The following is a 12,036-nucleotide window of genomic DNA, read 5'->3' as shown; positions in this document are numbered from 1 at the left end:
GCCGCAGCGGCCGCAGCCACAAGCGCCGGCCGACGCGCAGGCCGAAGGCCCAGGCCAGCAGCGCGCCCAGCAGCCAGTCGCCGGGCGCGGCGGCATTGCCGAGCAGCAGCCAGATCGCCAGCAGCATCGCGCTGAGCCAGGGATGGGGCAACAGGCGCCGCATCATCGTGCCGGCTCCGTCGGCGCGCCCAGCACCGCGCGCGTATAGGCGGCGCGATCGAACAGCTGCAGCGCGGTCGCATCCAGATAGGCGGACAAGGGCCGTGCGAACACGACCAGCGCCACGCTGCAGGCCAGCAGCAAGGCGCAGCAGACCAGCTTGGCCGCGTCCGGCCGGCGCACCGGCGGCGTACTGGCGTCGGCCCGCGTGACCATGCCGTGCTCATGCGCGGCAGCGGCCGCCGGCCCCTGCCACAGCAGGCGGCTGCCGGTGCGGCTGATCGCGACGATCAGCGCGAGACTCGACACCAGCACCGCCGGCCACAGCACCGCGGCGCCGTTCCACTCGCCATACAGCGGCACCGCCTGCATCAGCATCACCTTGCCGATGAAGCCGGACAGCGGCGGCAGCCCGACCACGACAATCGCGGCGGCCAGATACAGCGTGCCGGCCAGCCGCGAAATGCCGCCGCCGACCGGCATCCGGCCCGACCGCATCTCCAGCGAATCGGCCAGCAGGAACAGCGCGGCGGTGCCCACCGTGGTGCTGGCCAGGTAGTACAGCGTCGCGCTCCAGGCCTGCGGCGTCTGGATCGATACGCCCGCGCACAGCAGTCCGACCGACACCAGCACCAGATAACCGGTCAGCCGTTTCATCGAACGCGCCGCCAGCGCGCCGCATGCCGCCAGCACCATCGTGACGATCGCCAGCCACCACAGCCAGTGATGCAGGAAGGCGCCGAACCAGCCGCGCCCGCCGTCGAACAGCAAGGCGTGGCAGCGCAGGATCGCGTAGACGCCGACCTTCGTCATGATCGCGAACAGTGCGGCCACCGGCCCGGCCGCCGCCGCATAGGCGCGCGGCAACCAGAACGACAGCGGAAAGATCGCGGCCTTCAAGCCGAACACCAGCATCAGCATCGCGCCGGCCGCCAGCGCCAGCGGCACCTCGGACGGCGCCAGCCGCGCCAGCCGCTCGCCCAGATCCGCCATGTTCAGCGTGCCGGTGATGCCGTACAGCACGCCGATCGCCAGCAGGAAGAACGACGAGCCGACCAGGTTCAGCACGACGTAGTGCAGGCCGGCGCCGATCCGCTCGCTGCCGCCGCCGTGGACCAGCAACGCGTACGAAGCGATCAGCAGGATCTCGAAGAACACGAACAGATTGAACAGATCGCCGGCGAGGAACGCGCCGTTGAGGCCCATCAGCTGGAACTGAAACAACGCATCGAAATGCCGGCCGGCCCGGGTATCGCGCTCGCCGGCGCTGAGCACCGCGGCCGCGCCGAGCAGCGCCGTCAGCAGCAGCATCAGCGCCGCGAGCCGGTCCAGCTGCAGCACGATGCCGAACGGCGCGGCCCAGTTGCCGAGCGCGTAGACCGCGATATTGCCGCTGGACGCCTGGCCCACCAGGCTGGCCGAAATCGGCAGCAGCGCCAGCGTGGCCAGCACGCCGAGCCAGCGCGAACGCGCGCGCCAGCGGGCCGGCAGCACCACCAGCAGGCCGGCGCTGAACAGCGGCACCAGGATGGGCAGCAGCATCGCGTGGTTCATCGCGCCTCCTCGCTGGCCGGGGATGGCGCGGCGGACGGCGCGGTAGACGGCGCGGTAGACGGTGCGGCGGGGGGCGTGGCGGACGGCGAGGCCGAACGCGCGCGCCCGGCATCCTCGGGACGTTCGGGCTCGGGCGGCTGCTCCGGCGTGGTCGCCGACGGATCGGGCGGCTCGTCGCCGTCCACATGATCGCTGCCGCGCAGTGCCCGCGAACGCAGCGCCAGCACCATGATGAAGGCCGTCATCGCAAAGCCGATCACGATCGCGGTCAGCACCAGGGCCTGCGGCAACGGGTCCGCATACTGCGCGCCGGGCGCGATGATCGGCGGCTTGCCAGTGGTCAGCCGGCCCATGCCCAGCAGGAACAGCGTGACCGCATAGGTCATCAGCGTCAGGCCGAGCACCACCGAGAAGGTGCGCGCGCGCAGCACCAGATAGATGCCGCAGGCGGCAAGCACCCCGATGGCGGCAGCAAACACGGCTTCCATCAGGCGGTCTCCGCGATCTGGCGCGCGGCGGCCACCCGCTTGTCGCGCACGCCCAGGTGGGACACGATCAGCAGCACGGTGCCGACCACGGTCAGATAGACGCCGAGGTCGAACAGCAGCGCAGTCGCCAGTTCGATGTCCCCGATCCAGGGCAGGTGGAAGTGGCCGAACGCGGTGGTCAGATACGGATAGCCGAACGCCCAGCTGCCCAGGCCCACCAGCCCGGCCAGCAGGATGCCGGCGCCGGCGATCGCGCGATGATGCAGCGTGATGCGCGACTCGGTCCACAGCACGCCGCTGGCGATGTATTGCAGCAGCAGCGCGACCGCGGTGATCAGCGCGGCGACGAAGCCGCCGCCGGGCAGCTGATGCCCGCGCAGCAGCATGAAGACGGCCACCAGCATCGTCAGCGGCAGCATCAGCCGCGCCAGGATCGCGAGCAGCAGCGGATGGCTCTGTCGCGACCATGGCATGTCGTTGGGACCGGCGGTCGGGGCCGGCAGCCTCAGGCCCTTGAGCAGCGCATGGACGCCGAGGCCGGCGATCAGCAGCACGCAGATCTCGCCCAGCGTATCGAAGCCGCGGAAGTCGACCAGGATCACGTTGACGACGTTGTGCCCGCCGCCGCCCGGCACGCTCTGCGCGATGAAAAAGTCGGCGATGGTCTGGTGCGGGCGCGTCATCACCGCGAACGCGGCCACGCCGACGGTGCCGCCGCCGGCCAGCGCCAGCGCGGCATCGCGCAGATGCCGCGCGGTGCCGGCGCGCTCGGGCAGGTCGACCGGCAGGAAGTACAGCGCGAGCACCAGCAGGATGATGGTCACCACTTCGACCGAGATCTGCGTCAGGGCCAGGTCGGGCGCCGAGAAGCGCGTAAAGGCCAGCGCCACCATCAGTCCGCACAGGCTCGCCATCAGCAGCGCCACCACGCGCTGGCGGCGGGCCATCACCACGGCGATGGCGGCGATCGCCAGCAGGGCCAGGCCGGCCGCCGTGACCGGATCGACGGCCGATAGCGGAGCCGGCCCCTGGGCGCGCTCGAGGTCGAACAGATAGCGCGCCGGCAGCAGCACCATGGCCGCGATCGCGAAGGCCAGGTAGCGCTGCAGCGAGCCGTTCTCGAACAGCAGCGCCACGCGTCCGGCGGCGCGCTCGATCCGTTCGATCGCATCCTCGAAGCGGTCGCGCGCGTTCAGCTGCGGCAGCTTCGCGTGATAGTGGCGGAACGAATCGCGGCGCAGGAAGAACAGTGCGCCGCCCGCCGCCATCGACAAGGCGCTCATCGCCAGCGGCAGATTGAAGCCGTGCCACGGACTCAGGCTGTAGATCGGCAGCGGCGCGCCCATGGTGCCGCGCGCGGCCGCATCGAGCAGGCCGGCGACGGTGTGGTTCGGAAACAGCCCGACTACCAGGCAGGTCACCACCAGGATCTCGACCGGAATCTTCATCCAGCGCGGCGGCTCGTGCGGCGGGTAATGCGGCAGGTCGTCGGGCTCGCCGTCGAAGAAGACCCCATGGATGAAGCGCAGCGAGTACGCCACGGTCAGCGCGCCGGCGGCGGTCGCCAGCGCCGGAATGGTCCAGTTGAACGGACCGAGCAGGCCCTGCGCCAGCGTCTCGCCGAAGAACATCTCCTTGGAGAGGAAGCCGTTGAGCAGCGGCACGCCGGCCATCGCCAGCGACGCGACGATCGCCAGCAGCGCGGTGTGCGGCATGTAGCGGCGCAGCCCGCGCAGGCGGCCCAGGTCGCGCGTGCCGGTCTCGTGGTCGATGATGCCGGCGGCCATGAACAGCGAGGCCTTGAACACCGCGTGGTTCATGATGTGGAACAGCGCGGCGACCGTGCTCAGGCCGGTATCGAGTCCGAACAGCAGCGTGATCAGGCCCAGGTGGCTGATCGTGGAATACGCCAGCAGCCCCTTCAGGTCGCGCTGCAGCAGCGCCATGCCGGCGCCCACCACCAGCGTGGCGAGGCCGGTCAGGCTCAGCATGTAGAACCACCAGTCGGTACCCTCGAGCACCGGATACAGCCGCGCCAGCAGGAACACGCCGGCCTTGACCATGGTGGCCGAATGCAGATACGCCGAGACCGGCGTCGGTGCCGCCATCGCGTGCGGCAGCCAGAAGTGGAACGGAAACTGCGCCGACTTGGTGAAGACCGCGAGCAGCACCAGCACGATCATCGGCGGATACAGCGGGTGTTTCTGCGCGATACCGGCGCTGGCGATCACGTCCGACAGCTCCATGCTCCCGCAGATATGGCCGAGCAGCAGCACCCCGGCCAGCAGCGCGAGGCCGCCGCCGCCGGTGACCGTCAGCGCCATGCGCGCCCCCTTGCGCGCATCGGAGCGATACGACCAGAAGCCGATCAGCAGGAAGGAGACGATGCTGGTCAATTCCCAGAACACGACCAGCAGCAGCAGATTGCTCGACAACACCACGCCGAGCATCGCGGCCATGAACAGCAGCAGCAGGGAGAAGAAGCGCGCGGTCGATTGGCTGCGCGACAGGTAATAGCGCGCGTACAGCAGCACCAGCAGGCCGATGCCGAGCACCAGCAGCGAGAAGGCGTAGGACAGGCCGTCCAGGCGCAGGCTCAGCGCGAAGCCCAGGCCGTCGAGCCACGGCATGCGCCAGGCCAGCACTTCGCCGCTGAAGATCTCGCTTCGCACGCTGGCCAGCAGAGCCAGTCCGAGCATCGGCGTGCCGAGCACCAGCGGTGCAGTCAGCGGGCGCAGATGGCGGCCGACCAGCGGGGTCAGCATTGCCGCGCCCAGCGGCAGGGCGATCAGCCACAGCATCACCATCTGTCGTCTCCGGCAGAGCGTGCGGGAAGGCGAAGGGAAGGCGGCGGAACCAGCCGCGCCGAGCATCGTGTGCGCAACATGAGGCTATTGTGCCCCATGACACCGCCATCGCGGCGATTGTTATGTCTGCCCTAAAAATAATTCACATCGAATGGGGACCATTGCACGCGAACCTGCATGCCGCACCGGGCGTATCACCGCATTCCAAAGAGCGCGGCCATTCGGGATAGCACGAGGTTGGATCGCCCCCCGGCGCCTACATATACTGGCATGCGGCCTGCATCGACGGCCGCACGACGCATCGTCCACGAGCATGCATACGCACCGCGCCGCTACCCCTGCCGCGCGGGACGACCGCACAACACCGAACCGGGAGCGGAGAATGGGGATGCTGACTGAAGAACAATACCAAGCCACGCAGGAATCGCGCCGCGCCGGATTGCGCGCGCTGCGCGCCGCGCTGCTGAAATCCCACAAGGAGATCATCCAGCACGACCGTAACGAATATGAACGCCTCTATGGCCCGATCCCCGCGGGCCAGTTCGTGCAGATCGTCACCGAGGACAACTATTTTCGCTGGCTCGACCCGCTGTCGCGCCTGATCGTCGAGATCGACGAGGAGCTCGACGGGCCCAAGCACCACGACGGCACCTGCCGCGCGGTGGCGGAGGCCGCGGCGCGGCTGTTCAGCACGCAGGGCGACCCCGCGTTCCGCGAGCGCTATCACGAAGCGCTGCAGGACGAGCCCGCGGTCACCGTCGCGCACGGGCAACTGATGTCGGTAATCGCACAACTTCGCAAGTTGCCGTAACGCGCGCGCACGACAAGACGCGGGAGCCGTGCGGCTCCCGCGTTCATTTGCACCGATCCGCGATCAGCCGGTGCGCGCGCCCTTGCCGCCCTCCTTGCCGGGCCGGCCGCTGCCGCCGTCGTCCTTGTCGGGTTCGACCGCGATCGGATCGCTGGCCGGGAACGTTTCCTCGAGCGCCTCGTCGAGATTGCGCTCGGTCTGATCCTCGGCCGCCCCACCCTGGCCCTGCTGGCCGGAGCGCGGAACCGCGGTGTCGGACTTGTTGGACTTGCCGGACTTGTCGGGCTGGCTCATCGTCTGTCTCCTTCGCGTGGCAAAGGCCGGAGCCGGTCAGGTCGCGCGATAGCGGTTGCGCAGGTCGCGCACCAGGTCGTGGTTGCGCAGCACGCCGTGATACTGGCGCTCGATCAGCGCGCGCACTTCGAAGCTCAGGTCGTCGTGCTGCAGGGCGTCCGCGTATTTCTTCTTGGCCACGTCCTCGCCGCGCTCGCACTCTTCCAGGATCGACAGATCGGTGCGGTTGGCGACCGCGCTGCGCAGGCTGACCCAGCCCCGGTGCAACGCGCCGGCCACGCTGCCGCCCTCTTCCGGCCGGCCGCCCAGCGCGATCACCTGCGACTGCAGTTCGCGGACGGCGGCGCCGATCTCGGTCGCGCGGCTGGTGAACAGTTCCTTCAGCTCAGGATTGGTGGCGTCCTCGGCGGCCTTCAGAAAGCCTTGCTCGCCGTCGCGCGACACTTCGATCAGATCGTTGAGCACATCGACGTTCTTGTCTGCCATGGCGACTCCTCGTTATCGTGGTGCCGCCGCATGCCGCGGCGGCGGTTGCAGGACGTATGCAGCGAGGCTGCAAAACGGCGCGCACCGCTTGCGGTGCGTCCATGCCTTCACGATAAGAGAAGCGGCGGGCGGGGACTGTAAGCAGGCCGCCCGAGAAGCTGTCGGCCGATGCCTACAGGGCTGGTGCAGCGTTTGTGCAGCGGTCTCGTCCAGCCCGTCGGCCGGATCGACCGCGCACCGTCAGTCCAGCAGATGCCCGAGCCGGACGCGCTTGGTGGCCAGGTATTTTTCGTTCTCGGCGTTGGCAGGCACGCTGTGGCGTACCTGCTCGAGCACGGCGATGCCGGCCTCTTCGAGCTGCTGCCGCTTGCGCGGATTGTTGCTCATCAGCCGGATCGATTTGACGCCCCATTGGCGCAGCAGATCGGCGGCGAAGGCATAGGTGCGCGAGTCGACCGCCTGTCCCAGCGCCAGATTGGCGTCGACGGTGTCCAGCCCGCCATCCTGCAGGCTGTACGCGCGGATCTTGTGGCCCAGGCCGATGCCGCGGCCTTCGTGGCCGCGCAGATACAGCAGGATGCCGCGGCCCTCGGCGGCGATGCGCTCCATCGCCAGCGCCAGCTGCTCGCCGCAATCGCAGCGGCACGAACCGAATACGTCGCCGGTCAGGCATTCCGAATGCAGCCGCGTCAACACGCCCTCGCCGGCGATATCGCCGACGCTGAGCGCCAGGTGTTCCGTCCCGCTGGTCGCGCCCTTGAAGGCGTGAGCGGTGAACTCGCCGAAGCGGGTCGGCAGCCGTGCCGACCCGATCAGCGTGATTTCCGTGTCGTTCATATCATCTTGCCAATGCGTGTGCGCCGGATGCCGTGGCGGCGGGCGGGAGTGGGTCCCGGGAGTCCGCTGCCGGCCTGGTGATGCCCTGCCGATGGCCCCTTCCAGGGCGGCGCCTGACGGCAAGGATACCGCGAATCGGAAATGGGCCGCTGGAGGCCTCCGTAACCGGACCCCGGACCCGGCGCGTTCTCCACCCCTACAGGATCGGCGCGAACAGCTTGGCCACATGCATTGCCACGCGGCGCAGTCCCGGGGCTGCCAGGTATTCGTCGCGGCCGATCTCGCGGGCCTGCGCAAAATCGGCCAGCAGCATTCCCTCGACCTGACCAGCGAAGGCGCGATCGGCGGTCATCACGGTCAGCTCGAAATTGAGCCGGAACGAGCGGTTGTCGAGGTTGGCGGTGCCGACCGCGGCCAGTTCGTCGTCGATCAGCATCACCTTCTGATGCAGGAAGCCAGGGATATAGCGGTAGATGCGGATGCCCGCGCAGATCGCCTGATAGGCGTACAGCGTCGAGGCGGCGAACACCACCTTGTGGTCGGCGCGTCCCGGCATCAGGATGCGCACGTCGACGCCTCGCAGCACGGCGAGCCGCAGCACCGCGAACACCGCCTCGTCGGGCACGAAGTACGGCGTCGTGATCCACAGCCGCTTGCGCGCGGCCTGGATCGCCTCGACAAAGAACAGCGAGCAGGTCTCCTGCGAATCGGCCGGACCGCTCGGCACCACCTGGCACACCATCGCGCCGGCCGGTTCGGCCGGCGGCAGCAGCAGCGTCGGTACCTCGCGCGAGGCCCAGTACCAGTCCTCCGCGAAAGTCATCTGCAGGTCCAGCACCGCAGGGCCGCGCACTTCGATATGGGTATCGCGCCACGGCGCCAGCGGCGGCCTGCGGCCCATGTATTCGTTGCCGACATTGTGGCCGCCGATGAAGGCGCGCTCGCCATCGACGACCACCAGCTTGCGGTGATTGCGGAAGTTCAGCTGGAAGCGATTGACGAAGCCGCGGTGCGGCGCGAACGCGCTGACCTTGACCCCGCACTCGGCCATGCCCCGAACGTAGTGGCCGGGCAAGGCGTGGCAGCCGATGCTGTCGTACAGGAAATAGATCTCGACGCCGGCGGCCGCGCGCTCGCACAGCAGTGCCTGCAGCTCGCGCCCCAGCTCGTCGTCATGGACGATGAAGAACTGCACCAGCGCGACGCGGCGCGCGGACTTCAACGCGGCGAAGATCGCCGCAAAGGTCGCCTGCCCATCGACCAGCAGTTGCACATGATTGCCGGACAGGCAATGCAGCCCTGTCAGCCTTGGCAGCGCGCGCAACCCAGGGTGATCGGGTTGCCGGACAATGCAGGCCTCGCGCTCTTGCGGCTCCATGCCGTGGCGCAGTTCGCGCATCTGCTGGCGATAGAAGCGCCGCGCATTGACATAGCCGACGAAATTGCTGCTGCCGAACACCAGGTACGGCACCAGCGCCAGATACGGTATCAACAGCAGCGAGCCGGCCCAGGCAATGGCGCCCGGCGCGGTCCGGACCGTCATCACGGCATGCATCGCGGCAAACACGCCGACCAGGTGGAAACACAGGACAATCGTCGCGACAACGCTGGTGCTCGGTAACATCGGCTGCCATCCGCTGCGGAATCCGGTTGAACGATGAACGATGAACAGTGAACGCTGAACTGCCGCGCATTGTGGCATAGGGCGCCCGCATCGCGGCCTTCCATGTATGCGACATGGACGCTCGTCGGTTCGATGCCGCCCTCTGCATTTTTTTTAGGCAGTCCGATGGCACGACGCGCCGGCGCACGGCTGGCGCCCTGCCCGGTCGGGTTATCCACACAATCTGTGGATAACCCGAACACCCGTTCGCTGATCGGCCGCAGGCCGGTCGCTCAATGTGGACGGCCCTCTGCCGGTTCGTCGGAGGGACCCGCCGCGGCCAGCGTCGGCGCGAGATCGACGACCGCGAAACCGGTCGGATCCTTCTTGGCGTCGCGCTTGGCGGCGGCCGCGGCGGCGGCGATATGGCTGCTGCCCAGGCGCCAGCCGTCGGTCTCGGCGCGCGCGGCGCCGTGGGCCACGCGGACCGCGCCGATGGCCATGCTGACCATCGGGAAGAACGCGCTGCGGCCATGGCGGTCCTCGCCATGGATGCCGCCTGCCGCGCGGTCGTCCGCATCGTAGAGCTCGCGCGCGGCGCGATTGAAACGCGCGATCGCGCCGCGCGCCCGCTGGCTCCAGTCGGCGCTCTGGTACAGCACCAGGAAGTCGTCGCCGCCGACATGGCCGAGGAAGTCGCGCACCGGATCGCAGGCATCGGCGAGGATCGCGGCCGCGCCCTTGATCATCTCGTCGCCCTTCCAGTAGCCGTACTGGTCGTTGAAGGGCTTGAAGTGGTTCAGGTCGACATAACAGGCGCAGAACGCCGCGCCCGCATCGAGCAGCCGGTCGACATGCTGGTTCAGCGGAATATTGCCCGGCAGGAAGGTCAGCGGATTGGCATAGCGCGCCGCCTCCATGCGGATCTCGGTGACGGCGCGGATCAGGTCGGCGCCGGTGCCCAACCCGGCATAGCGGCCGCCGTCGGTGATGATGAAACCATCGGCCAGATAGCGCTGGTTGCCGCTGGCCAGGCTCTTGGCCATGGTCTCGATGGTGGCGCCGCGATCGAAGCAGACCGGCTCGCGATGTGCCATCAGGATGCAGGCCTTCTTGCCGTACAGCTCGCGATGAAACGGCGCGGCATAACGATCGATGAAGCTCTGCCGGTTGATGATGCCGATTGGCTTGCCGTCCGCATCGAGCACCGCCAGCGCATGCAGGCCGGGGTGGGCATGGAACAGCGCCAGCACCTCGTTGTTGGTCTGCTCCGGCCGCACCGTCGGCGCGCGCCGCAGCAGCTTGCCCGCATTCGGCCCGGTCCAGCCCGAACGGACGACCTGCGGAAACACCGCGATCTGGCGCGACTCCAGCGCCTGCACGACGTCCCGCGGCGGCGCCTGCGACGGCTCCGGCAACGGCCGGCCGAGCAGATAGCCCTGGCCGAACGGCACCCCAAGATCGCGCAGCACCGCCAGCTCCTCGTTGTCCTCGATGCCTTCGGCGATCACGCTGGTGCCCAGCGCATCGGCCAGGCTCAACACGGTGCGCATCAGTTCCAGCCGCCGCGAGCACGAGGCCACCCCGTGCACCAGCGATTTGTCGAGCTTGATGAATTGCGGCGTCAGCTGGACCAACAGGTCGAGATTGGCATGGCCGGTGCCGAAGTCGTCCAGCGCATAGCGCAGGCCGAGATCGCGCAACACCACCATCGCGTCGGAGAACGCCGCCATGTCGCCGATGCGGGTCTGCTCGGTCAGCTCGATCACCACGCGCCCCGGCGCCACCGTGTTGGCGAGCAGCGCCGACATGCCGCGGCCATGGTCGGCCAGCAGCTGGCGCAGCGTCATCGGACTGAAATTGACGAACAGCAGCCCCGGCAACTGCAGTTCGGCAAAGCGCGCCAGCGCGGCCCGGGCCGCCTGCACTTCCAGCGCCATCGTATCGGCGGGGCTGACGGCAAGCCGGAACAGCGCTTCGGGCGAGGCCAGCGGCGAGCCCTCGGGTCCGCGCAGCAGCGCCTCGTATCCCAGCAGATCGGCCGACTCGAAGCGCACGATCGGCTGGAAGACGGCGCGCAGCGGCGGCAGACGCATCGGCGCGGCCGCTGCGCCGGATTCGATCACGGCAACGGACATGGGGATCTCGACAACGGTGTGAAGGACGCCGGGATGCACGCGGCGGCGGCGTTGGTGGCCTGGCGCCCGGCATCGACGAGGCGCCGGGCAAGGCAGCCTATTTCATGACAGTCATATGACCGCCATATGACAACCCCGCCGCATGGCGGGACGTCACGGCAACGTCACATCGCCTCGCCAGCATGGCGCCCAAACAAGCAAACAACCATTGACGGGCGCCGCGTGCGGCGGGGGAAAACCATGTTGCAAGGGTTCAGAACGGGTTGGCCGCGCTGGCGGTCGAGGTTCGGCCTGCGATCGATGGCAGGCAACGGGATCGCAGCGGTGATGGACACCGCTGCCACGGCACGAACAGGGGAAACGACAACGGGAGCCGCCGCATCGTCGCCGGACGCCTCGCCGCCGTCCTCCACAGGCCGGCGGCTGCGGCGCCTGCCGCTGGCCGCGCGGCTCGGCACCGCGTTCGTGCTGGTCTACCTGTTCGGCGCGGCGGCCGCGGTCAGCGGCATCGTCAATCTGGTCGCGCTGAAGGACAAGACCGACACGCTGTATCAGCGCGACATGCGCGGCGCGGTGGCCGCCGAGCGCGCGCAATCGGCGCTCGCCGGGCTGGGCCACGCCCAGCTGGCGTTGACGATGGCCACCAGCACGGCCGAGCGCGATACCGCCGCCCAGCAGATCGCGCAGGCGCTGCGGACGCTGGACACCACGCTGTCCGGCGTCGCCCGGGCCGCGCCGGATCAGGCCGAGGCGCTGGCGCGCGAGCGGGCCAGCGCCGCGCAGTTGATGCAGGGCTATGTCGAACTGCTGCGCAAGCAGCCGCTCGACGCGCTGCAGTTCGACAGCGCGGTCTCCGTCG

General features: G+C 68.9%; 8 protein-coding genes and 2 pseudogenes. 2 read left to right on the top strand and 8 right to left on the bottom strand.

What is annotated here, in order from left to right; genetic code table 11:
• Positions 1-162: 162 nt before the first annotated feature.
• The 3 genes and pseudogenes from B551_RS04170 to B551_RS04160 all read right to left on the bottom strand — a co-directional run bounded on the left by B551_RS04170 (position 163) and on the right by B551_RS04160 (position 5,008).
• Positions 163-1,713: a monovalent cation/H+ antiporter subunit D gene (locus B551_RS04170; RefSeq protein ID WP_023263531.1), complete on the bottom strand. Its 1,551-nt coding sequence runs from the start codon at positions 1,711-1,713 to the stop codon at positions 163-165.
• A 167-nt stretch (positions 1,714-1,880) separates the two neighbouring features.
• Positions 1,881-2,201 (bottom strand): annotated as a pseudogene (locus B551_RS25470) (Na+/H+ antiporter subunit C); the annotation flags it as partial.
• Positions 2,201-5,008 (bottom strand): monovalent cation/H+ antiporter subunit A, encoded by a 2,808-nt coding sequence (locus tag B551_RS04160; RefSeq protein ID WP_023263529.1) that lies wholly within the window; start codon positions 5,006-5,008, stop codon positions 2,201-2,203. The pseudogene B551_RS25470 and the gene B551_RS04160, both read right to left, overlap by 1 nt.
• Positions 5,009-5,390: 382 nt before the next feature.
• Here B551_RS04160 and B551_RS04155 point away from each other — a divergent pair, with 382 nt between their 5' ends.
• Positions 5,391-5,819 carry a hypothetical protein gene (locus B551_RS04155; protein WP_043437284.1) on the top strand — a complete coding sequence of 143 codons (429 nt, stop codon included), beginning with the start codon at positions 5,391-5,393 and terminating at the stop codon, positions 5,817-5,819.
• 63 nt (positions 5,820-5,882) lie between these two features.
• Here the strand turns inward: B551_RS04155 and B551_RS04150 are convergent, their stop codons facing one another.
• From B551_RS04150 to B551_RS04130, 5 genes are all read right to left on the bottom strand, one after another.
• Positions 5,883-6,113, bottom strand: a complete 231-nt coding sequence (locus tag B551_RS04150; protein WP_006578887.1) for a hypothetical protein — start codon at positions 6,111-6,113, stop codon at positions 5,883-5,885.
• A gap of 36 nt (positions 6,114-6,149) precedes the next feature.
• Positions 6,150-6,599: a PA2169 family four-helix-bundle protein gene (locus tag B551_RS04145; RefSeq protein ID WP_006578886.1), complete on the bottom strand. Its 450-nt coding sequence runs from the start codon at positions 6,597-6,599 to the stop codon at positions 6,150-6,152.
• A gap of 240 nt (positions 6,600-6,839) precedes the next feature.
• Positions 6,840-7,436, bottom strand: coding sequence for a GTP cyclohydrolase II (gene ribA / locus B551_RS04140; protein ID WP_023263528.1), 597 nt, complete (start codon positions 7,434-7,436; stop codon positions 6,840-6,842).
• A gap of 196 nt (positions 7,437-7,632) precedes the next feature.
• A complete protein-coding gene (gene cls, locus B551_RS04135; protein WP_006578884.1) occupies positions 7,633-9,060 on the bottom strand; it encodes a cardiolipin synthase in 1,428 nt (475 codons plus the stop codon).
• 272 nt (positions 9,061-9,332) lie between these two features.
• Positions 9,333-11,177 carry a phosphodiesterase gene (locus B551_RS04130; protein ID WP_023263527.1) on the bottom strand — a complete coding sequence of 615 codons (1,845 nt, stop codon included), beginning with the start codon at positions 11,175-11,177 and terminating at the stop codon, positions 9,333-9,335.
• Between the two features lie 327 nt (positions 11,178-11,504).
• On the opposite strand from B551_RS04130, the pseudogene B551_RS04125 reads away from it, so the two are divergent.
• A pseudogene (locus B551_RS04125) lies at positions 11,505-12,036 on the top strand (hypothetical protein); the annotation flags it as partial.

The organism is Cupriavidus sp. HPC(L), from assembly GCF_000307735.3.
Lineage (GTDB): Bacteria > Pseudomonadota > Gammaproteobacteria > Burkholderiales > Burkholderiaceae > Cupriavidus.
Note: the sequence above shows the minus strand (reverse complement) of the source record. Positions and strands in the feature narration are given on the sequence as shown.